The sequence below is a fragment of the Klebsiella sp. RHBSTW-00484 genome, from assembly GCF_013705725.1.
In the GTDB taxonomy this organism is placed as follows: Bacteria; Pseudomonadota; Gammaproteobacteria; order Enterobacterales; family Enterobacteriaceae; genus Klebsiella.
In genome coordinates, this window is sequence record NZ_CP055483.1 from 15,607 (window position 1) to 41,687 (window position 26,081).

The 26,081-nt window shown below is 52.2% G+C and carries 25 protein-coding genes and 1 pseudogene; 16 read left to right on the top strand and 10 right to left on the bottom strand.

Features of this window, described 5'->3' with window-relative positions; translation table 11 throughout:
- Positions 1 to 79: 79 nt before the first annotated feature.
- The 3 genes from HV213_RS31275 (at position 80) to HV213_RS31285 (ending at position 3,332) form a co-directional block, all read left to right on the top strand.
- Positions 80 to 520 carry a DUF411 domain-containing protein gene (locus HV213_RS31275; RefSeq protein WP_181486549.1) on the top strand — a complete coding sequence of 147 codons (441 nt, stop codon included), beginning with the start codon at positions 80 to 82 and terminating at the stop codon, positions 518 to 520.
- 126 nt (positions 521 to 646) lie between these two features.
- Entirely contained in the window at positions 647 to 3,094 is a 2,448-nt protein-coding gene (gene silP / locus HV213_RS31280) for an Ag(+)-translocating P-type ATPase SilP (protein ID WP_181486550.1), read from the top strand.
- 40 nt (positions 3,095 to 3,134) lie between these two features.
- A complete protein-coding gene (locus tag HV213_RS31285) occupies positions 3,135 to 3,332 on the top strand; it encodes a DUF2933 domain-containing protein (RefSeq protein ID WP_004388331.1) in 198 nt (65 codons plus the stop codon).
- A gap of 33 nt (positions 3,333 to 3,365) precedes the next feature.
- Here the strand turns inward: HV213_RS31285 and HV213_RS31290 are convergent, their stop codons facing one another.
- Both HV213_RS31290 and HV213_RS31295 read right to left on the bottom strand, forming a co-directional pair.
- Positions 3,366 to 4,103 (bottom strand): peptidoglycan DD-metalloendopeptidase family protein, encoded by a 738-nt coding sequence (locus HV213_RS31290; RefSeq protein WP_004388332.1) that lies wholly within the window; start codon positions 4,101 to 4,103, stop codon positions 3,366 to 3,368.
- A gap of 288 nt (positions 4,104 to 4,391) precedes the next feature.
- A complete protein-coding gene (locus HV213_RS31295; RefSeq protein ID WP_181486551.1) occupies positions 4,392 to 4,841 on the bottom strand; it encodes a copper resistance protein in 450 nt (149 codons plus the stop codon).
- 234 nt (positions 4,842 to 5,075) lie between these two features.
- Between HV213_RS31295 and pcoA the strand changes: the two genes are divergently transcribed.
- The 7 genes from pcoA to HV213_RS31330 all read left to right on the top strand — a co-directional run bounded on the left by pcoA (position 5,076) and on the right by HV213_RS31330 (position 11,925).
- The gene (pcoA, locus tag HV213_RS31300; RefSeq protein ID WP_000925242.1) at positions 5,076 to 6,893 is read left to right on the top strand and encodes a multicopper oxidase PcoA; all 1,818 of its coding nucleotides are present in this window, start codon (positions 5,076 to 5,078) and stop codon (positions 6,891 to 6,893) included.
- A 5-nt stretch (positions 6,894 to 6,898) separates the two neighbouring features.
- Positions 6,899 to 7,789, top strand: coding sequence for a copper resistance outer membrane transporter PcoB (gene pcoB / locus HV213_RS31305; protein ID WP_001378118.1), 891 nt, complete (start codon positions 6,899 to 6,901; stop codon positions 7,787 to 7,789).
- 39 nt (positions 7,790 to 7,828) lie between these two features.
- The gene (pcoC, locus tag HV213_RS31310) at positions 7,829 to 8,209 is read left to right on the top strand and encodes a copper resistance system metallochaperone PcoC (protein ID WP_000025662.1); all 381 of its coding nucleotides are present in this window, start codon (positions 7,829 to 7,831) and stop codon (positions 8,207 to 8,209) included.
- Between the two features lie 55 nt (positions 8,210 to 8,264).
- Complete coding sequence (gene pcoD, locus HV213_RS31315) at positions 8,265 to 9,143, top strand: copper resistance inner membrane protein PcoD (protein WP_080821469.1); 879 nt, start codon at positions 8,265 to 8,267, stop codon at positions 9,141 to 9,143.
- A 54-nt stretch (positions 9,144 to 9,197) separates the two neighbouring features.
- Positions 9,198 to 9,878: a copper response regulator transcription factor PcoR gene (pcoR, locus tag HV213_RS31320; protein WP_181486552.1), complete on the top strand. Its 681-nt coding sequence runs from the start codon at positions 9,198 to 9,200 to the stop codon at positions 9,876 to 9,878.
- Entirely contained in the window at positions 9,875 to 11,275 is a 1,401-nt protein-coding gene (gene pcoS, locus HV213_RS31325; protein WP_002436614.1) for a copper resistance membrane spanning protein PcoS, read from the top strand. Before pcoR ends, pcoS begins: the two co-directional genes overlap by 4 nt.
- 215 nt (positions 11,276 to 11,490) lie before the next feature.
- Positions 11,491 to 11,925 (top strand): hypothetical protein, encoded by a 435-nt coding sequence (locus HV213_RS31330; protein ID WP_004118347.1) that lies wholly within the window; start codon positions 11,491 to 11,493, stop codon positions 11,923 to 11,925.
- A 179-nt stretch (positions 11,926 to 12,104) separates the two neighbouring features.
- Here HV213_RS31330 and HV213_RS31335 read toward each other — a convergent pair whose 3' ends face one another.
- Together HV213_RS31335 and HV213_RS31340 are read right to left on the bottom strand one after the other, a co-directional pair.
- Positions 12,105 to 12,401 carry a type II toxin-antitoxin system RelE/ParE family toxin gene (locus HV213_RS31335; RefSeq protein WP_017146632.1) on the bottom strand — a complete coding sequence of 99 codons (297 nt, stop codon included), beginning with the start codon at positions 12,399 to 12,401 and terminating at the stop codon, positions 12,105 to 12,107.
- Positions 12,388 to 12,648, bottom strand: coding sequence for a type II toxin-antitoxin system ParD family antitoxin (locus HV213_RS31340; RefSeq protein WP_017146633.1), 261 nt, complete (start codon positions 12,646 to 12,648; stop codon positions 12,388 to 12,390). The genes HV213_RS31335 and HV213_RS31340 overlap by 14 nt, the downstream gene beginning before the upstream one ends.
- A 313-nt stretch (positions 12,649 to 12,961) precedes the next feature.
- Here HV213_RS31340 and HV213_RS31345 point away from each other — a divergent pair, with 313 nt between their 5' ends.
- The 6 genes and pseudogenes from HV213_RS31345 to HV213_RS31370 form a co-directional block, all read left to right on the top strand.
- Positions 12,962 to 13,225 (top strand): hypothetical protein, encoded by a 264-nt coding sequence (locus HV213_RS31345; protein WP_004118691.1) that lies wholly within the window; start codon positions 12,962 to 12,964, stop codon positions 13,223 to 13,225.
- Complete coding sequence (locus HV213_RS31350) at positions 13,222 to 13,788, top strand: hypothetical protein (RefSeq protein ID WP_029497543.1); 567 nt, start codon at positions 13,222 to 13,224, stop codon at positions 13,786 to 13,788. Before HV213_RS31345 ends, HV213_RS31350 begins: the two co-directional genes overlap by 4 nt.
- Before the next feature lie 30 nt (positions 13,789 to 13,818).
- On the top strand, positions 13,819 to 14,313 hold the full coding sequence (locus HV213_RS31355; RefSeq protein ID WP_135721020.1) for a DNA-binding protein: 495 nt from the start codon (positions 13,819 to 13,821) through the stop codon (positions 14,311 to 14,313).
- A gap of 43 nt (positions 14,314 to 14,356) precedes the next feature.
- The gene (locus tag HV213_RS31360) at positions 14,357 to 14,725 is read left to right on the top strand and encodes a hypothetical protein (protein WP_049077904.1); all 369 of its coding nucleotides are present in this window, start codon (positions 14,357 to 14,359) and stop codon (positions 14,723 to 14,725) included.
- Between the two features lie 33 nt (positions 14,726 to 14,758).
- Entirely contained in the window at positions 14,759 to 14,962 is a 204-nt protein-coding gene (locus HV213_RS31365) for an HHA domain-containing protein (RefSeq protein WP_049077905.1), read from the top strand.
- 151 nt (positions 14,963 to 15,113) lie between these two features.
- Positions 15,114 to 15,563, top strand: a pseudogene (locus HV213_RS31370) (MFS transporter); the annotation flags it as partial.
- Positions 15,564 to 15,646: 83 nt separating this feature from the next.
- Here HV213_RS31370 and HV213_RS31375 read toward each other — a convergent pair.
- The 6 genes from HV213_RS31375 to glgB all read right to left on the bottom strand — a co-directional run bounded on the left by HV213_RS31375 (position 15,647) and on the right by glgB (position 25,705).
- Positions 15,647 to 16,216 carry a helix-turn-helix domain-containing protein gene (locus tag HV213_RS31375; protein ID WP_032743937.1) on the bottom strand — a complete coding sequence of 190 codons (570 nt, stop codon included), beginning with the start codon at positions 16,214 to 16,216 and terminating at the stop codon, positions 15,647 to 15,649.
- Between the two features lie 146 nt (positions 16,217 to 16,362).
- Entirely contained in the window at positions 16,363 to 18,006 is a 1,644-nt protein-coding gene (gene pgm, locus HV213_RS31380; protein WP_032743938.1) for a phosphoglucomutase (alpha-D-glucose-1,6-bisphosphate-dependent), read from the bottom strand.
- Positions 18,007 to 18,110: 104 nt separating this feature from the next.
- A complete protein-coding gene (glgP, locus tag HV213_RS31385) occupies positions 18,111 to 20,558 on the bottom strand; it encodes a glycogen phosphorylase (protein WP_032690516.1) in 2,448 nt (815 codons plus the stop codon).
- An 18-nt stretch (positions 20,559 to 20,576) separates the two neighbouring features.
- Positions 20,577 to 22,010: a glycogen synthase GlgA gene (gene glgA / locus HV213_RS31390; protein WP_004197677.1), complete on the bottom strand. Its 1,434-nt coding sequence runs from the start codon at positions 22,008 to 22,010 to the stop codon at positions 20,577 to 20,579.
- An 89-nt stretch (positions 22,011 to 22,099) separates the two neighbouring features.
- Positions 22,100 to 23,383, bottom strand: coding sequence for a glucose-1-phosphate adenylyltransferase (gene glgC, locus HV213_RS31395; protein ID WP_032690514.1), 1,284 nt, complete (start codon positions 23,381 to 23,383; stop codon positions 22,100 to 22,102).
- Between the two features lie 129 nt (positions 23,384 to 23,512).
- Positions 23,513 to 25,705 (bottom strand): 1,4-alpha-glucan branching enzyme, encoded by a 2,193-nt coding sequence (gene glgB, locus HV213_RS31400; RefSeq protein WP_181486553.1) that lies wholly within the window; start codon positions 25,703 to 25,705, stop codon positions 23,513 to 23,515.
- Positions 25,706 to 26,081: the final 376 nt, after the last annotated feature.

Consider the following 26,081-nt stretch of genomic DNA (forward strand, 5'->3'; position numbering starts at 1 on the left):
AGGGCACCCCCTGTGGGTGTCCTTCTTTACTGATTCACCCTGACGTCAGGGTTTAAATCGATAATATACAGAGGTGAGTATGAAAAAAGTGGTTCTGATGGCGCTGGCTCTCGGCCTTTCACTGCCCGCGATGGCGAGTGAAAAAGTGATTGATATGTACAAATCTGAAAACTGTGGCTGTTGTTCCCTGTGGGGCAAAGCGATGGAAAAAGACGGGTTTGAAGTACGAACTCACGTCATGAATGATCAGGCGCTGTCAGCCCTGAAAGAAAAGCATGCTGTTCCTGCAGGACTGCGAAGTTGTCATACCGCGGTTGCCGGTAATTTGATCATTGAAGGCCATGTGCCTGCGACAACGATACATAAGGCAATGCAGTCTGGTTCAGGTATATACGGTCTCGCCACCCCCGGTATGCCAGCAGGAAGTCCTGGAATGGAGATGGGAGCCCGAAAAGAGGCTTACGATGTTATCGCATTCTCACCGGAGGGAAGTAAAAAAGTCTTCCAGCGAATCGAATAGTCAGCGGAACGGCTGATAACGGGACGCCGGCAGCAGGCACTCTTATGCCGGCGGCATTCGTGGTAATCGCATCCATGACATACCCTGAAGACAGAAGATGCTTCGTTATGCATAAGGAGAGTTACTGTGAAAAATGACAATGCAGTGCAACACAACAACCAGACTGCTTCTGAGCAGACATTATCCCCGGACGAGAGCCACGTATTGCATAAGGTGAGAGATCCCGTGTGCGGGATGGCCATCCTGCCCGACAGGGCGCACAGCAGCATTCGATACCAGGACCATCAACTTTATTTCTGCTCCGCCAGCTGTGAGAGTAAATTTAAAGCCCATCCCGATCGTTATCTTACCGAAGATGCCAGTGAACATTCCCATCACCATCACCACGATCATCACGAAGTCAGCCCTGATCAGATAAAACAGCCTCACCACCAGGCGGAGAAAGAGAATTCTGAAGGTGTGTGGACATGTCCGATGCACCCGGAGATACGCCGCAGTGGTCCCGGAAGCTGTCCTGTCTGTGGAATGGCACTGGAGCCGCTCGTAGCTACGGCATCCACGGGGCCAAGTGATGAACTTCGCGACATGACAAGACGCTTCTGGCTGGGGTTGTTGCTGGCGTTTCCGGTTCTGGTACTCGAAATGGGATCTCATCTGTTTCCCGCCTTGAGGAATACAGTACCGCCACAGTACAACACATGGCTGCAGCTGCTTCTGGCCTCTCCTGTCGTGTTGTGGTGTGGCTGGCCATTCTTCGCCCGGGCCGGAATGTCGTTACGTAACCGCTCCCTGAATATGTTTACCCTTGTTGCAATGGGCACCGGCGTAGCCTGGGTGTACAGCGTCATTGCAACCGTCTTCCCCTCCTGGTTTCCTGCATCGTTCAGAAACATGGATGGCCTGGTGGCCGTTTATTTTGAAGCCGCAGCAGTTATTACGGTGCTTGTTCTGCTGGGACAGGTTCTTGAGCTGCGGGCACGGGAACAAACCTCAGGTGCCATTACTGCACTACTGAATCTTGCCCCCAAAACCGCCAGGCGGCTGGATCATGACGGTCATGAAACGGATATTAATGCGGAAGATGTTCTGCCTGGCGATAAGCTCCGCATCAGACCAGGAGAGAGTATTCCGGTCGACGGTATCGTGGTCGAAGGCAAAACAACCGTTGATGAATCGATGGTGACCGGGGAATCTATGCCTGTTACCAAAACGGAGGGTGACCCTGTCATCGGGGGGACCATTAATCAGACAGGTAGTCTTATCATCCGTGCAGAGAAAGTCGGTGATGAAACGATGCTCTCACGAATTGTTCAGATGGTCGCTGATGCACAGCGTTCGCGGGCCCCCATCCAGAGAATGGCTGACAGCGTTTCAGGCTGGTTTGTTCCTCTGGTGATACTTATCGCGGTTGTTGCTTTCATGATCTGGTCTGTCTGGGGGCCCGAGCCCAGGATGGCGCACGGTCTCATTGCGGCTGTGTCGGTCCTGATTATTGCCTGTCCCTGCGCGCTGGGGCTGGCCACGCCGATGTCGATAATGGTGGGGGTGGGCAAAGGAGCCCAGGCCGGGGTGTTAATCAAGAATGCCGAAGCCCTTGAGCGTCTTGAAAAAGTGGACACGCTGGTTGTCGACAAAACAGGCACGCTCACGGAAGGTTCGCCGACGGTGACAGGGATTATCAGTCTCAATCCGGGTGGGGAAACATCTCTTTTGCGTGTAACGGCCGCAGTGGAAAAAGGCTCGCAGCATCCGCTGGGTATGGCAGTAGTTAAAGCAGCACAGGAAAAGGGGATCGCAATACCCGCAGTCACTCATTTCAATGCGCCGTCGGGTAAAGGTGTCTCAGGCGATGTCGAAGGTCAACGGGTTGTTATTGGTAATGAACTGGCTATGCAGGAAAACAGTATCGTTATTGATAATCAAAAGGCCGTTGCGGATACGTTGCGGATGGAAGGCGCTACCGTTATCTATGTGGCCACAGACGGGCACCTTGCAGGCCTGATAGCTATCTCGGATCCCGTGAAAGCAACCACGCCGGATGCGCTTAAAGCTTTGCGTCAGGCGGGGATCCGCATCGTTATGCTCACCGGGGATAACCAGCTTACCGCTGAAGCAGTCGCACGGAAACTGGGAATAGATGAGGTTGAAGCCGGGATTCTGCCGGATGGCAAAAAAGCAGTGATAACCCGACTGAAAGCGTCTGGCCATGTGGTTGCGATGGCCGGAGACGGTGTGAATGATGCCCCGGCGCTGGCAGCGGCTGACGTGGGTATAGCCATGGGAACGGGTACAGATGTGGCAATTGAAAGTGCCGGAGTCACCCTTCTCAAAGGCGACTTGATGATACTGAACAGGGCCCGTCATCTGTCAGAAATCACCATGAAAAATATCCGACAGAATCTGTTTTTTGCATTTATCTACAACGCACTTGGCGTGCCTGTGGCTGCAGGTCTGCTTTATCCTGTGTATGGAATACTGCTGTCGCCAGTTATTGCGGCGGCGGCCATGGCTCTTTCCTCCGTCAGCGTCATTGTGAATGCGTTGCGTCTGAAAAGTGTCAGGCTCGGGAAATAACCCTGAGTGAAGGGTCAGTTACGAACAGAAGGAGTCCGGTATGAAAAGTACCACCTATGCGCTTATTGCTGTCGCCGCGATTGCGGCATTTGCTCTCCTGCGCGAACACTGGTCACATGTGGCAGGCTACTGGCCATATCTGTTACTGCTGCTTTGTCCGCTCATGCATCTTTTCCACGGTCACGGGGGGCATGGAGATCATCAACATCACGGAAGTGAAAACGATAAAAAAAATTAATCCGGCAGACGGGACCGCGTCGCGGTCCCGTTATCAGTCCAGGTATCGTTCGTAGTCTCTGGCATGCGCAAAGGCATGCTGTTCGAGTTTGTTATCAGCGGGTGCCGCCGTCCGGAACGCCAGTGAGTTAACAGGATTGTTATTGATGACCAGCTCGTAATGCAGATGAGGACCGGATGAACGTCCGCTGTTACCGGATAACGCAATAGCGTCTCCCCGGGTAACCCTGGCCCCTTTAGTAACGAGTATTTTATTGAGGTGGAGATAGCGAGTTTTAACACCGGCTTTTCCCGTTACTTCAACAAAATATCCCATGGTACTGTTGTATTCGGCCCGGGTGATTTTTCCGTCGATGACGCTGACTATTTTCGTGTTCATGGGCATGGAATAATCAATGCCATTATGGGGACTCACTTTTCCCGATACCGGGTTAAGTCTTGCAGGATTGAAAGGCGAACTGAGTCTTGCTGTGGCCGGTAACGGATAATCGAGACTGCCTTTCCCGGAAGTATCGGAAAGGTTATAGAACTTTTTATCTGATATACGATACGCCGTGTAATTAAATGAACCGGACGTAAATTTATAGGCCACGACACGTGATTTTCCCGCTTTCTTTTGCAGTACGAGTTTTAATGATTCATTTTTTTTCAAATGCCGCAGATTAAACCGGGAAGGCAAGGAGCGCTGAAGAGTAGCGATCTCGTTCGATTCCAGCCCCGAGCGGGTGGCTGAAAGGTAGGCATTTTCTTTTACGACATCGGTAGAATACATTTACTGGAATTCGCCGTTAGCATGAACACTGCGGCGTATGCTAGGGGTTTTCAGGAGGCGTGTCATCTGTCAGTTAATCGGGAGCACCGTTGATGGTCGTCATTTTTGTAACATATCTTGTTTCCCGTTTGCTCCTGAAGCTCTGGGAACTGTATGACCAGCCCGACGGTGATGATTAACGGGACTGAAACAGGTTACGGCAGAGCAATATGGGGCTCATGTCCTGCTACGTAACCCGTCAGTAAAGCCCTGCTGCGCACCTGACGCTAAGCACTAACCCGCCTGCAGTTACCTGGTCGAATACAGCCCGCGAAGCTTTCTTGCCTGCGTCTGATGTGCTTCCACACCGGCATTATTGACCTGCTCATGCACGAGAGCGGCTTTTTCTCCGGCATTCAGTTCGTTAAAAGAAGAAGACGAGGTCTTTGAATTTGCATCACTGCCGGACAGCATTTTTTTATGTTCCTCAATCATTTTCTGATGCGCATAGGACGCGCTGTTGTTCATAAATGAATGAGCAACAATGGCCCTTTCATGTTCATTCATTTCAGAGAATGAGGGCGTGTTGTTTTTATTAACCCTGTCCGGTAAATTTTCATGCGTCGAGGAATTCACATGACTGACGGCTGAGGCATTATTAACAAATCGATGTGCTTCATGGGCAATATCACTGGACTGAGCAAAAGCTGCCCCACAAAATAAAGCTGTAAACGCAGTGGTCGTGATTAATATATTCATGTGTAATTACCTTCTGAGGTACATAAAAGATGTCCTTATGATCATATATAAAAATAATCAACCTGTGGGGAAGATGACGTAAATGTAATACAGCTATGTACATTACACGATTGTAATGAATTTGTTTCTTAAGGTGTGCTAGATTCATTTCATTGTAAGTGGATGAACCAGTAATTTAATTTAAATCGGTTCTCGAATTCTGTCAGTAACCATACTTTAAACAAGGGAATGCGCATGCTGTTGAAAACGTCTCGACGAACTTTCCTGAAGGGGTTAACCCTCTCTGGCGTAGCCGGAAGTCTTGGCGTATGGAGTTTCAATGCGCGTTCCAGTCTGAGCCTGCCAGTTGCCGCATCCCTGCAGGGTACTCAGTTTGACCTGACCATTGGTGAAACGGCCGTCAATATCACGGGCAGTGAGCGTCAGGCCAAAACAATCAATGGAGGCCTGCCGGGGCCCGTTCTTCGCTGGAAAGAAGGTGACACCATTACCCTGAAGGTCAAAAACCGTCTTAATGAACAGACGTCCATTCACTGGCACGGCATTATTCTTCCGGCCAATATGGATGGTGTTCCGGGGCTGAGTTTTATGGGCATAGAGCCTGATGATACCTACGTTTACACCTTTAAGGTTAAGCAGAACGGGACTTACTGGTACCACAGCCATTCCGGTCTGCAGGAACAGGAGGGGGTATACGGTGCCATTATCATCGATGCCAGGGAGCCAGAACCGTTTGCTTACGATCGTGAGCATGTGGTCATGTTGTCTGACTGGACCGATGAAAATCCTCACAGCCTGCTGAAAAAATTAAAAAAACAGTCGGATTACTACAATTTCAATAAACCAACCGTTGGCTCTTTTTTCCGCGACGTGAATACCAGGGGGCTGTCAGCCACCATTGCCGATCGGAAAATGTGGGCTGAAATGAAAATGAATCCGACTGACCTCGCGGATGTCAGTGGCTACACCTACACCTATCTCATGAACGGGCAGGCCCCGCTGAAAAACTGGACCGGACTGTTCCGTCCCGGTGAAAAGATACGCTTACGGTTTATCAACGGCTCGGCAATGACCTATTTCGATATCCGTATCCCCGGGCTGAAAATGACGGTCGTGGCTGCAGATGGCCAGTATGTAAACCCGGTTACCGTTGACGAATTCAGGATTGCCGTTGCCGAAACCTATGATGTCATTGTGGAGCCTCAGGGTGAGGCCTATACCATCTTCGCACAATCCATGGACAGGACCGGTTACGCTCGAGGGACACTGGCCACGAGAGAGGGGTTAAGTGCTGCCGTTCCCCCCCTCGATCCCCGTCCTCTGTTGACCATGGAAGATATGGGTATGGGGGGAATGGGACATGATATGGCAGGAATGGACCACAGCCAGATGGGAGGCATGGATAACAGCGGAGAGATGATGTCTATGGACGGTGCTGACCTTCCGGATAGCGGGACATCCTCCGCGCCCATGGATCACAGCAGCATGGCCGGTATGGATCATTCCCGGATGGCCGGAATGCCGGGTATGCAAAGTCATCCTGCGTCAGAAACGGATAACCCACTGGTTGATATGCAGGCGATGAGCGTCTCTCCGAAATTAAATGATCCGGGTATTGGTCTTCGAAATAACGGAAGAAAGGTTCTCACGTACGCGGATTTGAAAAGCCGCTTTGAGGATCCTGACGGACGTGAACCTGGCCGTACCATAGAACTGCATTTAACCGGCCACATGGAAAAGTTTGCCTGGTCATTTAACGGAATCAAGTTTTCAGATGCCGCACCGGTGCTGCTGAAATACGGTGAGCGGCTCAGGATCACGCTGATCAACGATACCATGATGACTCACCCCATTCACCTGCATGGTATGTGGAGCGATCTGGAAGATGAAAACGGTAATTTCATGGTTCGTAAACACACAATAGATGTTCCCCCTGGTACAAAACGCAGTTACAGAGTGACAGCAGATGCGCTTGGCCGCTGGGCGTATCACTGCCATTTGCTCTATCACATGGAAATGGGAATGTTTCGTGAAGTCCGGGTGGAGGAATGATGCGAATGAAGAGAAATTTGAAGGCCATACCTGTTCTGGTCGCCGGTTTGTTTACCTCACAGCTTTCTATTGCGGCGGGCTCCGTCTCTGCAGATCCCCACGCCGGGCACGACATGTCTGCCATGCAGATGCCAGCAGATGAGAATTTCACTGAGATGACGTCAATGGAGCCCATTGTAACTGAGAGCAGAACGCCAATTCCGCCTGTTACCGATGCCGACCGGAAGGCTGCATTCGGCAATTTACAGGGGCATGCGATTCACGACAGTGCGATTAATTATCTGGTTCTGCTGGATCAACTGGAATGGCAACGGTCGGATAACACCAACAATTTCAGCTGGAGTGTTAACAGCTGGATTGGAGGCGACACAGATCGGATTTGGCTAAAGAGTGAAGGTGAACGAAGCAATGGGGAAACGGAGGCGGCTGAAGCGCAGTTACTCTGGGGACATGCGGTTGGCCCATGGTGGGATTTGGTTGCGGGTGTCAGGCAGGATTTCAGACCTGCTTCTGCCCGGACCTGGGCTGCTGTCGGTTTTCAGGGGCTGGCACTCTATAATTTTGAGTCTGAAATTACGGGTTTTGTCAGTAATGGCGGAAAAGCAGCCCTTCGTCTGGGAGGAGAATACGACGTTTTACTGACTAACCGGCTCATACTCCAGCCATCCTATGAGGTGAATTTCTACAGTCAGGATGATGAATCGCGGGGTCGCGGCAGGGGACTGACTGACACAGAGCTGGGGCTCCGGCTGCGCTATGAAATACGCCGTGAGTTTGCACCCTATATAGGCGTTTCCTGGAATCAACTTTACGGGAAAACATCCGATATGGCGAAAAGAGAAGGTGAGAAAGACCATCAGGTAGTATTCCTGGCGGGAGCCAGAATCTGGTTTTAACGCACTGATATAAAACACTCAACTAAACAGGTAAATAAAATGTCGATTTTAAATAAAGCCATTCTTACAGGTGGCCTCGTTATGGGCGTTGCTTTCTCTGCTATGGCCCATCCGGAATTAAAAAGCTCTGTGCCACAGGCTGATTCAGCCGTAGCGGCCCCGGAAAAGATTCAGCTTAATTTCTCGGAAAATCTGACCGTGAAATTCTCAGGTGCAAAATTAACGATGACGGGTATGAAAGGCATGTCATCACATTCTCCGATGCCGGTCGCGGCAAAAGTGGCGCCAGGCGCTGACCCTAAATCGATGGTCATTATTCCGCGAGAGCCTTTACCCGCTGGCACTTATCGTGTTGACTGGCGCGCGGTTTCTTCAGATACGCACCCTATTACCGGTAATTACACCTTTACAGTGAAGTAATATTATGAACGACCTGATTATGATTGTTATTCGTTTTCTTCTTTATCTGGATTTGATGGTAATATTTGGATTGCCATTTTTTCAGATATATGGAATAAGCGGTGTCAGACATGAAACCTATAACCTGACTAATTTCAGGTCGTTTATAACCTTTGCTGTTGTTACAGGCATCATTCTTACTGGCATTAATATGCTCCTGGTATCTAATGCCATGAGTGGAGTAACTGACCTCAGAGAATTATCCATCCATGTTATCGAGATGGTGATAGAAGAAACTGATGTGGGTATTAGCTGGATTGTCAGGCTCTGTGCCCTGTTTACCACACTCGGTGCTTTGTTCCTTTACACTAATAAGAGAGTATTGTCCTGCCTGCTGATGACGATGAGTGGGGGCGTGGCGCTGGCTACACTTGCCTGGGGAGGACACGCCGTTATGCATGACGGTCTGCATTACTATCTCCATTTACTGAGCGATCTGACCCATCTCGGCGCTGCAGGTGCCTGGACAGGTGCTCTGGTTGCATTTGCTATCCTGCTGATGCGCAGAAACGAGCATAATGCACAGAGCGTCATTGTGATATCTGACTCCCTGGCAAAATTTGCCACGGCAGGAACGGTGATTGTTGTAGCCCTGATCCTGAGTGCGCTGGTCAACTATCTGTATATTGCTGAGGGTAACTTAACTCCCTTATTCAACAGTTCCTGGGGGAGGATATTGCTTGCCAAGACGGCTCTGTTTGTTCTGATGCTTCTTCTGGCTGCAGCAAACCGGTTTCACCTGGGTCCCCGGCTTGAAGTTATGGTCAGGGAAGGGAATTATGATCGCAGCGTTGCCCTGATGCGAAACAGCATCCTGACAGAATTCGTTGTTGCGATTATCATTCTGGGCGCCGTAGCGTGGCTTGGAATGCTTGCTCCGTCTCAGATCAGCTAGGGGACAGCCAAAGCTCATGCGTGAGATTTTTACTTTCATATCAGCGAGTTGACCATGCAGCGTATTTTAATCGTTGAAGACGAACAAAAAACAGGTCGTTACCTGCAGCAGGGACTGGTTGAGGAAGGCTATCAGGCCGATCTCTTTAATAATGGCCGCGATGGTCTCGGGGCCGCGTCGAAGGGACAGTATGATTTGATAATACTGGACGTGATGCTGCCTTTCCTCGACGGGTGGCAAATCATCAGCGCACTGAGGGAGTCCGGGCACAAAGAACCGGTCCTGTTTTTAACCGCAAAGGACAACGTGCGGGACAAAGTGAAAGGACTGGAGCTTGGCGCAGATGACTACCTGATTAAGCCCTTTGATTTTACGGAGCTGGTTGCACGTGTAAGAACCCTACTGCGCCGGGCACGCTCGCAGGCCGCAACAGTCTGCACCATCGCCGATATGACCGTTGATATGGTGCGCCGGACCGTGATCCGTTCGGGGAAGAAGATCCATCTCACCGGTAAAGAATACGTTCTGCTTGAGTTGCTGCTGCAACGCACCGGAGAAGTGTTACCCAGGAGTCTTATCTCGTCCCTGGTCTGGAACATGAATTTTGACAGTGATACGAATGTGATTGATGTCGCCGTGAGACGTCTGAGAAGTAAAATTGATGATGACTTTGAGCCAAAACTGATCCATACCGTTCGCGGTGCCGGATATGTCCTGGAGATCAGAGAAGAGTGAGGTTCAAAATTTCCCTGACCACACGCCTGAGCCTGATTTTTTCTGCGGTGATGCTTACGGTATGGTGGTTATCAAGTTTTATCCTGATTAGCACCCTGAATGGCTATTTCGATAATCAGGACCGCGATTTTCTGACAGGTAAACTTCAGCTCACCGAAGAGTTTCTTAAAACAGAGACGTTCAGGAACAAAACGGATATTAAGTCATTATCAGAAAAAATAAACGATGCGATGGTGGGGCACAATGGCTTATTCATTTCTATAAAAAACATGGAAAATGAAAAAATTGTTGAACTCTATGCCAAAAATTCTGTTGTTCCAGCGGTCCTGCTTAATAAGTCGGGTGATATTCTCGACTATATGATCCAGACGGAAGAAAATAACACCGTGTACCGCAGTATCTCGCGGCGGGTTGCCGTGACGCCGGAACAGGGTAAAAGCAAACATGTCATCATTACGGTTGCCACGGATACTGGGTATCACACCCTGTTTATGGACAAACTCAGTACCTGGCTGTTCTGGTTCAATATCGGTCTGGTCTTTATTTCTGTTTTTCTGGGCTGGCTGACCACACGTATTGGTCTGAAACCGCTACGGGAAATGACCAGTCTGGCTTCCTCCATGACCGTACACAGCCTGGATCAGCGTCTAAATCCCGATCTGGCTCCGCCGGAAATCTCTGAGACCATGCAGGAGTTCAATAATATGTTTGATCGCCTGGAGGGGGCATTCCGGAAACTGTCAGATTTCTCGTCTGACATCGCGCATGAGCTGCGCACACCAGTCAGTAATCTGATGATGCAGACGCAGTTTGCACTGGCTAAGGAAAGGGATGTTTCGCATTACCGCGAAATTTTATTCGCTAACCTGGAAGAACTGAAAAGGTTGTCACGAATGACCAGTGACATGCTTTTTCTGGCACGTTCAGAGCATGGTCTGCTGCGGCTGGATAAACATGATGTGGATCTGGCAGCCGAACTGAATGAATTACGTGAGTTGTTCGAGCCCCTGGCAGACGAAACAGGAAAGACAATCACGGTTGAAGGAGAGGGCGTTGTTGCCGGAGACAGCGATATGCTCCGACGTGCTTTCAGTAACCTGCTTTCCAATGCAATCAAGTATTCTCCCGATAACACCTGTACAGCGATACACCTTGAGCGTGACAGTGACTGTGTGAACGTGATGATTACGAATACGATGTCCGGCCAGGTTCCCGCTAATCTGGAACGTTTGTTTGACCGGTTCTATCGCGCAGACTCATCAAGGTTCTACAACACGGAAGGCGCGGGGCTGGGATTATCAATTACAAGGTCGATCATTCATGCTCACGGCGGCGAGCTGTCAGCAGAACAGCAGGGGCGGGAAATTGTGTTCAGTGTGCGTCTGTTAATGGATTAATACCGTTATTCAGGAGAAACCCGGAAGGTGACAAAAATGTCATCGTTCAGTCACGCGATAAACAGAGGCGGTTTTTTATAATCAGCCATAAATCAGGACAGCGTGATAATTCAATCGCCCGGTTCCTGGCGTGATGATCAACCAGCCCTGAGATCAAATGCTTTCTCTGTTATAAGCATTGATTGTTCGGGTATGAAAACACCGGAGACCCAACCATGAAAAAGATCCTTGTATCCTTTATTGCCATGATGGCTGTCGCTTCATCTGCCTGGGCTGCAGAGACAATGAACATGCATGACCAGGTAAATAATGCCCAGGCGCCTGCCCATCAGATGCAATCATCCGCTGAAAAAAGTGCAGTTCAGGGGGAGAGCATGAAAATGATGGATATGAGCGGTCACGATCAGGCCGCAATGTCCCATGAAATGATGCAAAACGGCAATTCTGCCGCCCATCAGGACATGGCTGAAATGCATAAAAAAATGATGAAAGCCAAACCTGAGAACACCCAAGAAACTGCTAAGCCATTTTCCGAAATGAGCGAGCATGAGAAAGCCGCTGTTGTGCATGAGAAGGCGAATAATGGCCAGTCTTCCGTTATTCATCAGCAACAGGCGGAAAAGCATCGCAGCCAGATCACCCAGAATTAACCCGCAGCTCCACTTGTCAGACCCTGATTTGACGCCGAAGTCACTGGCTTACGCTCCCGTCCGGGAGCGTTTTTTTTATAAGCGAAATGAATAATAATGAAAGAGTCCATACACAATGTCTTTTTTGGTCATGCCGACCTTACAATTAACTTATGTTGTTTGAGAATCCTGTTCCCCAGTCATCTCCAGGGTTCATGCCGCGCCGTATCCTGAGACTGGCTGAGAATACGAATGACCGTAACCATAGAATGTGATGATACAAAATAGATCATGTGCTGTTCCACCGGCAGTGTGCAGATATCGTCTCCCAGCTCTGCACGATGCGTGCCGATATCATGCATGGCCAGCACATCAAACACTGCAGCTATACGGCCGATGTATGCATCCGCCTGAACAACCCCGAACTCTCTGAAGCTGTAGTCCCAGATGGCCTCCAGATCCTCTTCTGCTTTTGGTGTCAGCTCAATCTCTTTCATTTGCCACCCTGGCCCTGACATTCTTCAGGAATGCATCCTTGTTCCATGGTTTCGCCTCGCCGCTGCTGATTCCTTCGGCCAGCAGATCGCGGAGTTCCTGAAGGCGTGATTCAGCCTGCTTCTCGCGCAGTAGACGCAGCGCGTCACGCATGACCTCGCTCTGGGTACGGTAATCACCGGCCTTAACCAGGGAATCGATAAATTCACGCAGCTCATCACCCACGTCCACCGTCATCGTACGGGCCATAACCCCTCCGCTTCTTATGTAAGATTAGTTCTTACATCATTATATCAGCTTACTCCCCCGCTTCCATCTCCCGAATTTTAGCCAAAACAACACTGCAGTAGTATGGAGATCCGACTTAGCATCTTTTCGGATCTGCACGGCGGGAAACCTGCCATTGATATGATAATCGTCCTAAACACATAAAGTCATTCTTAATGTGATATTTATCATAAATCACAATATAATATCTGATATGATGTTTGCTCAATGCGATATAAATCATTCGAGGTATGATTTTTTACCTAACCGGACATTATCAGACGGAGCGTGCAGGATGGATGAGAAAGAAGTGAATTTTTCACTCAGCTATGAGCAGCTGACCCGGATAGCGGAAGAGCGTATCCGTGAGTGCAATCTGGACAGCCAGGGCGCGATTTACATCAGCGAGTCAGCCAAGGCCGGTGCCGTGCTGAGCTATTGGTATGAACTGGCCATAAATGGCTATGCCTCAGTGAATGCCATAAAGAGGCAAGAGCTCATAGACGCCGATCACCTGCGCCTCAGAAAACTCATCTGGCCGGAGGCGGACAAGCAATGACTCAGGCGCGCCGACCATCGCCGCTGCAGCGGCGGGTGCTGATTGTGCTGGCCGCCCTCGATGCGAAACGGCCGGGCCCGGTGGCGACGCGGGATATCGAGCGGGTGCTGGAGCAGGGCGGGGACGCCCCGGTGTACGGGCCGAACCTGCGCGCCTCCTGCCGGCGCATGGAAGCCGCGGGCTGGCTGCGCACCCTGCGCGCCCCGAACCTGCAGCTGGCCGTCGAGCTGACGCAGGACGGTCGCTGCATTGCAGAACCGCTCTTCCAGGCAGAACGCGAGGCTGAAACGGCACGAAAACGACTGACAGACGTCCGGCGTCTGCCGTTACGCCAGACGGCTGCCGGTGACGCGGTGGAGCTGCAGCTGGATGACGGCCATTACACCATCAGGGAAGCGGCCTACGTGATCCGTCTGGACGGTACCACCTGCCTGCAGCTGACGGATGCCGGCGGCATACGCCGGATAAAAGAGGGCGATCCCCTGCAGGTGGCCAGCTGGTATCAGGCCTGTTTTGATGCAGGCCTGCCGGTCACCGTCCAGGTGAATGAGAGCCGGGACTGATCGCCACCACACAAGGAACAGGAGCATAAAATGAAAGTCACTGAACCCGGGCTGAATAAGCTGATCGATAACCTGAACACCCTGATTTGCGAGGACAGCCTGCTCACGCGCAAGGAGCGTGAAACGCTGGTACTGGCCGTCGCTGCCATCGGCGCCATGAAAGCGCGCGTCGGCTTGAAAAAAGGCGAAGCGCCGGCCGTTGCCAGACGGGAAAAAAGGGAGAAAAAAGACCGCCAGCCTGATCCGCGTTTTCCGCGAGCCGGTCATCCCTGGCAGGAAGACGAAAAAACCTTACTGAGTGATGCGCTCGATTCGGTACCGGACGAAGAGATTGGCAGGCATCTGTTCTGGCTTTCCGAGAAACTGGGCAGAACGCCTTTCAGTGTTGCTTTCCAGATCGCGGCAATCAGGGAGCTGCAGGACGGCTGGGAGGAGCAGTTCAGGGAGATTTCGGATAAAATTCGCTTGTCCGGCCTGAGCATCAGTGATTATCTGAAGCAGAACGGCACGGGCCATAACGCCTGAAGAAATTTGCGTTACAGAAAAATTATATAACTGAGGGGCAGTGATGAAAACAGCGATATGGGTGGTGGTGTATTTCACGATGTGTTTTCTGCTTTTCACAGGATGGATGTTCGCCTTCGCGCAGTATGCGCCCTATAACGGGCAGGAGCACGCGTTCTCTCTGACGTATCTGCTTAATTTATTTTTTCTTCACGTTGTGATGGTACCTTACTACGAGTTCTTTCAGACTGAACCATACAGCAATGCATTAATGAGTCTGGCAGATGAATCCGGTCAGATGATACGTTTTCATCACGTGGTACCTGTTCTCCGGATATATAGCCTGTCCGCACTCTTAACTTTTGTGGGTTACATCATATATGCAAAATGGTTCACTCATAACCGGCTGAAAGAAATGCATCTTCCAGAATGATATTACCGGGACACCTCAGGATATAAAAAACCAATGACGAAACAGGAATGGATTTTTCGACTACGGCGCTGTACATCAAAGGAAACCCTGGAAAGGATAATAGAAAAAAATAAATATTCTCTGTCAGATGATGAGCTTGAGCATTTCAATGCCGCGGTTGATCACCGGCTGGCGGAAATGGCAATGGGGAAGTTTTATGATAAAATACCTGCAGGCGTTTGGAAATATGTTAAATAATACAGCCAGCATCAGTCTGTTCGCAGTTATCTCACCTGGAGCGCAATCATGAATATGATATTTGAACTGATTGGATTGTTACTGGTAGTCGGATGCGCATTCTTCACCACTTTTTTCTTAGCCGCTGTAGCAGGCACTATGGTAGTTATTCTTGCTGGAAGCCATCGGAATGGCCGTCATCCCCTTCTTTGTAAACAAGGTGGGAGCGAAAAAAGCGCTGATTGCAGGAGGCATGATCATGATCTGTCGCATTCTGGTGTCAGCAACCTCAGAAAGCCCTTACATCATCTCGCTGATTAAGCTATTTCATGCGATTGAAGTACCGCTGTTTGTGATCTCGGTATTCAAATACAGCGTGTCCAACTTTGATTCTCGCTTATCTTCCACCATCTTCCTCGTGGGATTCCAGATCGCCAGCTCGCTGGGTATCGTGTTGTTATCGATCCCGGTGGGGATGTTGTTTGATGCGTTTGGCTACCATTTTGTATTCTATCTGTTCTCCGCCATCGTCTCGGTGATTCTGCTGTTTGGCGTGGTCTTCCTGAGCAATGGACGTAATACAGGCCCACGCAGTGGTGTGGTGCAAAACGAAACCTTATAATATTAGCGAGGCAATGTCGCCGCTGACATTGCCTTTTTCTTTGTCGTTTATCGATGGATAGTGTATCAGGAAAAATCCATATCTCATTGAAGATGCAAATTTTTCCTGACAAAGCTGTCAATGATGAGGCTTTTGCAACGGTATATTTCACTTATTTTTGTGGCATTCAGTTTATGCAAAATAATATTGACATAAGACTGAACCGTTTTTATGGAGATTAGCAGGCGGCGGGAAATTTCCACCAGCGAGTAGCCATTTAAAATCAGATGGATGATATGCGCTTCTCTTTTGGTAAACGCCAACTTTTCCCTCTTCAGATGAATCCGCATTTTTTTAAAAACCTGCCTTATCATGAGATATTCATTACCTGTTAATTCGGTATCAATGAATACCGCTTCGCGATCTGCCCCCCTCATTCCTGACCGCGGTTTTAATAAAAAGATGATATTGACTGGTGAAATGTGCAGGTGTTTGAGACGCCCGGCATCGCAGGTTTTCAGCTCTGACTCCACAATCACCACATCGCTGTTGCTGAAAGCAATTTCGGTGATCCGGGAAAATAAAACCCTGTTGACGGAGAGGCTGTTGTCGCTAAACATACATTTCAGACCTTCAAGCATGAAATTATTATTGGTAACAACATAGATATTCATAGAGTCCCCGCAGCAATAACCTTTTGCGAATCGTACCGTTCCTTACGTTCTGACAAAGTGACGCCTGGACTGGTGTCGGCGTAGAAGTGAATTTCATCGCCGGTTAACTGTGACGTACCCCGGCTCCCCGGAGTACGTCAGTTGCTCTAATGGTGCGCTGCTAGCACGCTATTTACGATTTCCACCGCTTCTTTCTCGATCTGCTTACGATGTGCTTCACCGAGGAAGCTCTCGCAGTAGATCTTGTAAGCGTCTTCCGTACCTGACGGACGTGCGGCGAACCAGCCGTTGTCGGTCATCACTTTCAGACCACCAATCGATGCGCCGTTGCCCGGCGCGGCGGTCAGACGTGCGGTGATCGGGTCGCCGGCCAGCTGGCTGGCGCTGACCATTTCCGGCGACAGCTTCGACAGCGCCGCTTTCTGTGCGGAAGTGGCCGAAGCCTGCAGACGGTTATAGCTTGGCGCGCCGAAGCGGGCGGCCAGCTCGTCGTAGTGCTCCTGCGGGTTTTTACCGGTGACGGCGGTGATTTCTGCCGCCAGCAGGCACATGATGATCCCGTCTTTGTCGGTCGACCACGGGGTTCCGTCAAAACGCAGGAACGAGGCGCCCGCGCTCTCTTCGCCGCCGAAGCCGAAGCTGCCGTCGAACAGACCGTCAACAAACCATTTAAAGCCCACCGGCACTTCCACCAGCTTACGGCCGAGGTCGTTCACCACGCGATCGATCATCGCCGAGGAGACCAGCGTCTTACCGACGGCGACATCCTGGCCCCACTGCGGACGATGCCGGAACAGGTAGTTAATCGCCACCGCCAGATAGTGGTTCGGGTTCATCAGACCTGCCGGCGTGACGATGCCGTGACGGTCATAATCCGGATCGTTAGCGAAAGCCAGATCGAACTTATCGCGCAGCGCCAGCAGCCCTGCCATCGCGCACTCCGAAGAGCAGTCCATGCGAATGGCGCCGTCTTTATCAAGGTGCATAAAGCGGAAGGTTTGATCGACGTGATCGTTGACGATGGTCAGATCGAGCTTGTAGTGCCCGGCGATACGCTTCCAGTATTCGATACCGGACCCGCCCAGCGGATCGACCCCGAGCCTGAGGCCGGCTTTCTGAATCGCCGCCATATCGACGATATCCGCCAGTCCTTCAATAAACGGCTGCACCAGATCCTGCTCTTTGACATGACCGGATGCCAGTGCCGCGTCGAGGGAGAGGCGCCTGACGCCCTGCAGACCCGAGGCCAGCAGTTCGTTAGCGCGATTCTCGACCACTTTGGTGACGTTGGTATCCGCCGGGCCGCCGTTCGGCGGGTTGTACTTGATACCGCCATCTTCCGGCGGGTTATGCGACGGCGTAATCACGATGCCGTCCGCCAGCGGACCGCCTTTTTTGTTGTGCACCAGGATGGCATTGGAAATGGCCGGCGTCGGGGTAAAACCGTTGTTTTCCTGCACGATAACATCAACGCCGTTGGCTGCCAGCACTTCCAGAACCGAAATAAAGGCCGGTTCGGAGAGCGCGTGGGTATCTTTACCTACGTAGCAGGGACCGGTAATCCCGTTCTTCGCGCGGTCTTCCGCAATCGCCTGAGCGATCGCCAGAATATGCTGCTCATTGAAGTTATGGCGCCCTGCGCTGCCACGATGGCCAGAGGTGCCAAACTTCACCGCATGCTCCGCGTTGCCCGCTTCCGGCTTCAGTACGTAGTACTGCGCGGTCAGCTGAGCGACGTTAATCAAATCACTTTGTTGCGCAGGCTCCCCTGCGCGTTTACTGTCCGTCATTTTTCTCTCCTGTCATATCCGTCAGGCTTATTAATGTGTTCCTGCTGGGTCGCTCACCGATGGTGCCCCCTTTCCCCCGGCGCTCCCGGGGGCGTGAATGTGGCCTAGAGCTGCGTTTTGTCGATATACCAGATCTTTTGCGCATACTCCCGCACCGTACGGTCCGATGAGAAATAGCCCATGTTGGTAATGTTGTGCATTGTTTTGGCGGTCCACTCTTCCGGGGTTCGGTAGAGCGCATCCACCCTGTCCTGACAGTCAACATAGCTGCGGTAATCGGCCAGAACCTGATAGTGGTCGCCAAAGTTAATCAGCGAATCCAGCAGACCGCGATAGCGGTCCGGCTCCTGTGGGCTGAACACCCCGGTCCCCATCTGGGTCAGCGCCTGGCGCAACTCTTCATCATGGTCGTAGTAATCATGCGGCTGGTAGCCGTTGCTGCGCAGCGCCTCAACCTGTTCGGCGGTATTACCGAAGATAAAGATATTCTCCTCCCCCACGTGCTCCAGCATTTCAACGTTGGCGCCGTCCAGCGTGCCAATGGTCAGCGCGCCGTTGAGGGCGAATTTCATGTTACTGGTCCCGGAGGCTTCGGTCCCTGCCAGCGAAATCTGCTCAGAAAGATCCGCGGCCGGAATGATGGTCTGCGCCAGACTGACGCTGTAGTTGGGAATGAACACCACCTTTAACTTGTCGCCGATCTGCGGATCGCTGTTGATGACTTTGGCTACATCGTTAATCAGATGGATTATCTGTTTTGCCGTGTGGTAAGCGGATGCGGCTTTGCCGGCGAAAATCACCACTCGCGGCACCCAGTCGGCCTGCGGGTCAGCCTTGATACGGTTATAGCGGGTGATCACGTGCAGCACATTCATCAGCTGGCGTTTGTATTCGTGAATGCGCTTAATTTGCACATCAAACAGCGCCTTCGGATTAACCACCACCCCCAGCTGGCGGGCAATATAATCGGCCAGCCGCTGTTTATTCGCCAGTTTGGCTTCGCTGACGGCCTGGTTAACCAGCGGATAATCCTGATATTCCCCCAGTTCACTCAGCTGACTTAAATCTGTGCGCCAGGTCTGGCCAATATAACGGTCCAGAACCCCGGAAAGGGACGGATTAGCGGCCGCCAGCCAGCGGCGCGGCGTGACACCGTTGGTGACGTTGGTGAAGCGTCGCGGAAAGATTTTGGCGAAATCGGCAAACAGCGACTCCACCATCAGCCGGGAGTGCAGTTCCGACACGCCGTTAACCTTGTGACTGACCACTACCGCCAGCCAGGCCATCCGCACGCGGCGACCATTGGACTCATCAATAATCGAGGTCCGGCTCAGCAACGCCATATCATCGGGATAGTGCTCCTGCATCGTTTTCAGAAAATAGTCATTAATCTCGAAGATAATCTGCAAATGGCGCGGCAGGATTTTCCCCAGCATATCGACCGGCCAGGTCTCCAGCGCTTCGCTCATCAGGGTATGGTTGGTGTAGGAGAAGACCCGACAGGTCACCTCAAACGCGTCATCCCAGCTGAAGCGGTGTTCGTCAATCAGCAGACGCATCAGCTCCGGGATCGACAGCACCGGATGGGTGTCATTGAGGTGGATAGCAATTTTATCCGCCAGGTTGTCATAGGTTTGATACAGCTGGTAATGACGGGTGAGGATGTCCTGTACCGTCGCCGAAACAAGGAAATACTCCTGACGCAGGCGCAGTTCACGCCCGGAATAGGTCGAGTCGTCCGGGTAAAGCACGCGGGAAACGTTCTCAGAGTGGTTCTTATCCTCCACGGCGGCGAAATAGTCCCCCTGGTTAAATTTACCGAGATTAATTTCACTGCTGGCCTGGGCACTCCACAAACGCAGGGTGTTGGTGGCATCGGTGTCATAACCCGGGATAATCTGATCGTAGGCCACGGCAATAATTTCTTCGGTTTCCAGCCAGCGTGAGTTTTTGCCCTCATGTTGAACACGTCCGCCAAAGCGCACGGTATAGCGGGTTTTATGGCGCTCGAATTCCCACGGGTTACCGTACTCCAGCCAGTAGTCCGGTGACTCCATCTGCCGGCCGTCGATGATGTTTTGCTTGAACATACCGTAGTCGTAGCGGATACCATAGCCGCGGCCTGGCAGCCCCAGTGTGGCCAGGGAATCGAGAAAACAGGCCGCCAGACGACCGAGACCGCCGTTGCCCAGCCCCGGATCGTTCTCCTCATCAATCAGCTCTTCCAGATCCAGCCCCATCCCTGCCAGAGCCGTTTTCACATCCTCATAGATGCCCAGCGACAGTAAGGCATTAGAGAGGGTTCGGCCGATGAGAAACTCCATCGACAGATAATAAACCTGCCGGGCCTGCTGCGAGATCCGCGCCCGATGCGCCCGCAGCCAACGTTCTACCAGCCGATCGCGAACGGCGAACAGCGTGGCGTTGAGCCATTCATGCTTATTGGCAAGTGAGGGATCTTTACCAAGAATAAACATGAGCTTATAAGCGATAGCATGCTGTAGCGCTTCTTCATTCAGACTGGGTGAAATATAACTTAAGCGTGGTTCCATTTTTCTTATCCGTAGCAATTAAATAATACGCTGATACAACTGGTGGAAAGACTTAGCGGCAATTTGCCAGCTAAAATCCATGCTCATTGCCTGACGTTGCACGTACCGCCACAGCGATGGACGGGACCACAGGACAAAGGCCCGGTGGATGGCATGTAATAGTGATTCAGTCTCGCTGTCGGTAAACACAAATCCGCTCGCGATCCCGTCAGCAAGGTTTTCGAGCGAACAGTCGGCGACGGTATCCGCCAGTCCGCCGGTGCGACGAACCAGCGGCAATGTGCCGTAGCGAAGGCCATAGAGCTGGGTCAGACCGCAGGGTTCAAAACGGCTGGGCACCAGGATGACGTCGGCGCCGCCAATCATCTGATGCGACAGCGCCTCGTCGTAACCGATCCGGATACTCACCTGCCCGGAGTATTGCGCCGCAGCGGCAAGAAAACGGGCCTGCAAATCCGGGTCGCCGGATCCCAGTAGCGCCAGCTGCCCTCCCTGCGCAATGATTCCCGGCAGTGCGCCAAGGAGCAGATCCAGCCCCTTCTGGCTGGTGAGCCGGCTCACGACGGTGAACAACAGCGCCCGGCCGTCCTCCTTCAGCCCCAGCGTCGTCTGCAGCTGCTGCTTGTTCTTCGCTTTCTCAGCCAGCGAGTTCCGGTCGTAAGGCGCAGCCAGCAGCGGATCGCGGCGCGGATCCCAGATGCTTTCGTCGACGCCGTTAAGGATCCCCGACAGTCGCCCTTCCCGCTGACGTTGCCGCAGCAACTCTTCCAGACCGAACGCGTACTGCGGTTCGGTAATTTCACGGGCATACGTCGGGCTGACGGTGGTGATATGGTCAGCGAAATAGAGGCCCGCCTTAAGGAAGGAGATCTGTCCTTTAAACTCCACCCCATGCATCTGGAAGAATGACCACGGTAAAGCGATCTCCGCCATATGCCGGGCGAGGAACAAGCCCTGATAGGCAATGTTGTGCACCGTAAACACTGACCTGGCGGGGTTGCCGCGGGCGGCCAGATAAGCCGGCGTGAGGCCCGCATGCCAGTCATGGGCGTGGACGATTTCAGGCCGCCAGAACGGATCCAGACCGCCAGCAAGCTCGGCCGCGACCCAACTCAACAGCGCGAAACGCAGGACGTTATCGGGATAATCCTGCATCTGCGGGTCATGATAAGGATTACCCGGCCGGTCATAGAGATGCGGGGCATCAATCAGATAGATGCCCACGCCGTTAAAGTCGCCAAACAACAGTGTCATCGGCCCGGCGAAGGTCTCCCTGCTGGCCACCACCTGCGGTTCCCCGACTCCGTCGCGGATCGCGGGAAACCCCGGCAGCAGCACGCGGGTATCCACGCCCTCGGCTATTTGCGCCGCCGGGAGAGCACCGGTCACATCAGCCAGCCCCCCCGTTTTCAACAGAGGGAACATCTCCGCTCCTACATGTAAAACTCGCATGGATGCTCCTTAATTATTCAGGCATGAAGGCGACGCGATGCCAATGACGGCAATCACAGCTGCGGCAGCTTTTATTTCCGCCAACGGCTTCATAGTTCAAGTCGGTTCAGCATTTCCTGGGTAACGAGGATGATCCCCTCTTCCGAACGATAAAAACGCTGCGCATCCTCAACGGCATTTTCGCCAATCACCATTCCCTCCGGAATAACACATCCCCTGTCGATCACGCAGCGTCTTATCCGGCAGGAGCGACCGACCCAGACGCCCGGTAATAAAACCGACGAATCAATATTACAAAACGAGTTAATGCGAACTTTGGAGAATAAAACCGACTGCACCACCACCGAGCCGGAAATAATACAGCCGCCGGAGACCAGAGAATTCATGGTCATGCCATGACTGCCGGAACGGTCCTGAACAAATTTAGCGCTGGGTAGCGACTCGACATAAGTCCGGATAGGCCAGTTACGATCATAAACATCCAGTTCAGGTACCACAGAGGCTAAATCCAGATTCGCTTTCCAGTACGCCTCCAGTGTCCCGACATCGCGCCAGTATGGCTCGGCATTATTATCGGACTGTACGCAGGAGCGCGGGAACGGATGCGCATACGCTTCACCTGCCGCCGTTATTTTGGGAATAATATCTTTGCCAAAATCATGGCTGGAGCCTTCATCCCGATCGTCTTCTGCCAGCAGCTGGTAGAGATATTCCGCATCAAACACATAAATGCCCATACTGGCAAGCGAGCGGGTTTCATCGCCAGGCATGGTGGGTGGATTAGCCGGTTTTTCAACAAATTCAATGATTTTGTCATTCTCATCCACGGCCATGACGCCAAACGCGTTTGCCTCTTCAACCGGGACCGGCATGCAGGCCACGGTGCAGCGCGCCCCTTTTTCAACGTGATCAAGCAGCATCCGCGAATAATCTTGTTTATAGATATGGTCCCCGGCCAGAATAACGACATATTCCGCATCATAGCGGCGGATAATATCCAGGTTCTGGGTCACAGCATCCGCCGTCCCCCGATACCAGTTCTCCCCATGCACCCGCTGCTGTGCCGGTAATAAATCCACGAACTCATTCATTTCTTCGTTAAAGAATGCCCAACCGCGTTGAATATGCTGCACCAGTGAATGCGACTGATATTGTGTAATAACCCCAATACGTCTTATTCCTGAGTTAATACAATTTGATAAGGCAAAATCAATAATTCTGAATTTACCGCCAAAATGCACCGCAGGTTTTGCGCGAATAGTGGTCAGGTCTTTTAATCGGGTTCCGCGCCCGCCGGCGAGGATCAGGGCCACGGATTTAAGCGGTAACTGGCGCGACAGCATTACGTTGTCAGTATATTCAATTTTACTCATAATTATGTCCTGCTATTTAATAAAAGCCATAAAAGAAAATAATGAAGAAAAAGCCTCACTCTTCTGCAAATGAATTCAGAAGTGATCACCTCCGGTAATAAGTAAACTGCAATAGATCGACTGCGTGTTTTATTGACCAGCAGACTCCCGCACCAGCCAGATTGTCGCCAGCGGCGGCAGCGTCACCGACAGCGAATGCTCCCGACCGTGGCTGGCGATCGCCTCGCTTGCCACGCCGCCGCCGTTGCCGGTATTGCTCCCGTGGTAGTGCATCGAGTCGGTGTTCAGCTCTTCACGCCAGCGCCCCGGCTGATTAACCCCGAAGCGATAGCCGTGACGCGGCACCGGCGTGAAGTTGCTGGCAACGATTATCTCGTTCCCGGCTTTATCGCGACGGACAAAGATAAATACCGACCGTTCGTGATCATCGACAACCAGCCACTCAAAGCCGTACGGGTCAAAATCCAGTTCGTGCAGCGCCTTATGATGACGATAGGTATGGTTCAGATCGCGCACCAGACGCTGCACCCCGTGATGCCAGTTGTCGTCCCCTTCCAGCAGATGCCAGTCGAGGCTGGCGTCGTGGTTCCACTCCCGTCCCTGGGCGAATTCATTGCCCATAAACAGCAGTTTTTTCCCCGGGAAGGCGAACATCCAGCCGTAGTAGGCGCGCAGGTTGGCGAACTTCTGCCAGGCATCGCCGGGCATGCGGTCAAGAAGCGATTTTTTACCGTGGACCACTTCATCATGCGACAGCGGCAGGACGAAGTTTTCGGTGTAGTTGTAGAGTATCCCGAAGGTCATCTTGTCGTGATGATGCCGACGATGGACCGGGTCGAGTTGCATATAGTCGAGGGTGTCGTGCATCCAGCCGAGGTTCCATTTGAACCAGAAGCCGAGGCCGCCCGTCGACGCAGGGCGTGAGACACCGGCAAAATCGGTGGACTCCTCCGCCATCGTCACTGCCCCCGGCGTCTGCTCGCCCAGCACCCGGTTGGTATTGCGCAGGAACTCGATCGCTTCGAGATTTTCCCGGCCGCCGTACTTGTTGGGCACCCACTCACCCTGCTTGCGGCTGTAGTCGCGGTAGATCATCGACGCCACCGCATCCACCCGCAGCGCATCGATGCCGAAGCGCTCGATCCAGTACAGCGCGTTACCCACCAGGAAGTTACTGACTTCACGGCGGCCGTAGTTATAGATCAGCGTGTTCCAGTCCTGGTGATAGCCTTCGCGCGGGTCGCTGTGTTCATACAGCGCGGTGCCGTCAAACAACGCCAGGGCGAAGTCATCGGCCGGGAAGTGGCCCGGCACCCAGTCGAGGATCACGTTCAGGCCCGCGGCGTGCGCGGCGTGGAGGAAGTAGCGGAAATCTTCCCGGGTACCAAAGCGACGGGTCGGCGCGTACAGCCCGGTGGGCTGATAGCCCCAGCTGCCGTCGAACGGATGTTCGTTAACCGGCAGCAGCTCGAGATGGGTGAAGCCCATCCACTTCACGTAGGGCACCAGCCGATCGGCCAGTTCGCGGTAGCTCAGCCAGAAATGGTTATCGGTATGACGACGCCAGGAGCCGAGGTGGACTTCATAAATCGAAATCGGTGCATCAAACTGGTTGGCCTGCTTACGGGCCGGCGGTTGCTCAACTTTCTCCGGCAGGCCGCAGATCAGCGAGGCGGTTTCCGGGCGCATCTGCGCTTCAAAAGCATAAGGGTCGGATTTCACCCGCAGGTGCCCGTGGGCGTCAATCAGCTCGAACTTATACAGCTGGCCGTTGTGCGCGCCGGGAACAAACAGCTCCCAGATGCCAGACTCTTTGCGCAGGCGCATCGGGTGGCGACGGCCATCCCAGTAGTTGAACTGACCGACCACCGACACCCGACGGGCGTTCGGCGCCCAGACGGAAAAGCGCGTCCCGGTCACCCCGTCCATGATGTCGGCATGGGCGCCCAGGGTTTCGTAGGGCCGTAGATGGGTTCCTTCGGCGAGCAGCCAGGCATCAAGCTCCTGCAGCAGCGGGCCAAAGCGATAAGGGTCGTCAATCAGGTTTTGCTGGCCGTGCCAGGTGACCGCCAGCTGGTAACGAAAAGCATTTTTTCGCCGCGGCAGAACGCCGCTAAAGAATCCGCGTGAATCGAGGCATTCGAGCTTGCCAGCTTTACGCCCGGTTTTCGGCTCAATCACCCATACCTCGGTGGCATCGGGTAATAATGCGCGCACTTCCAGACCAGCAGCGGTTGAGTGCATGCCAAGCACAGAGAATGGATCGGAACAATGACCTGCGAGCAGTGCTGAAATCGCACTTTTTTCATTATAATCAGACATGTCAGTCACCCTACTATCATCCTGCGGAAAGAATTAAAACGCCTCTTTCTGCTTTATTGATCCGGTAATATTCCGCTGCAATGCTGCGCATCGAAATATCAACACGTTATTCCAGAGCCTTAAGACATGTCGGTCGTCCACAAATATAGAGCGATTAACCTCCTGAAAAGTGAATTAAATGCGCCGTACGCTTTTTGTATTATCTGACTCCAGAATAATTACTCCTGATTTTCTTTCTGTGAGTAAGTACTCATTTCTTTATGAATTGAAAAACTTATTTTTAAGTTATTATCAGAGGGGCAGCACCCTTAATGGCAACACCACTCGAATCTCATACAAAAAAATGAAAACAGGCCATCTGAGTAGAATAAAAAAC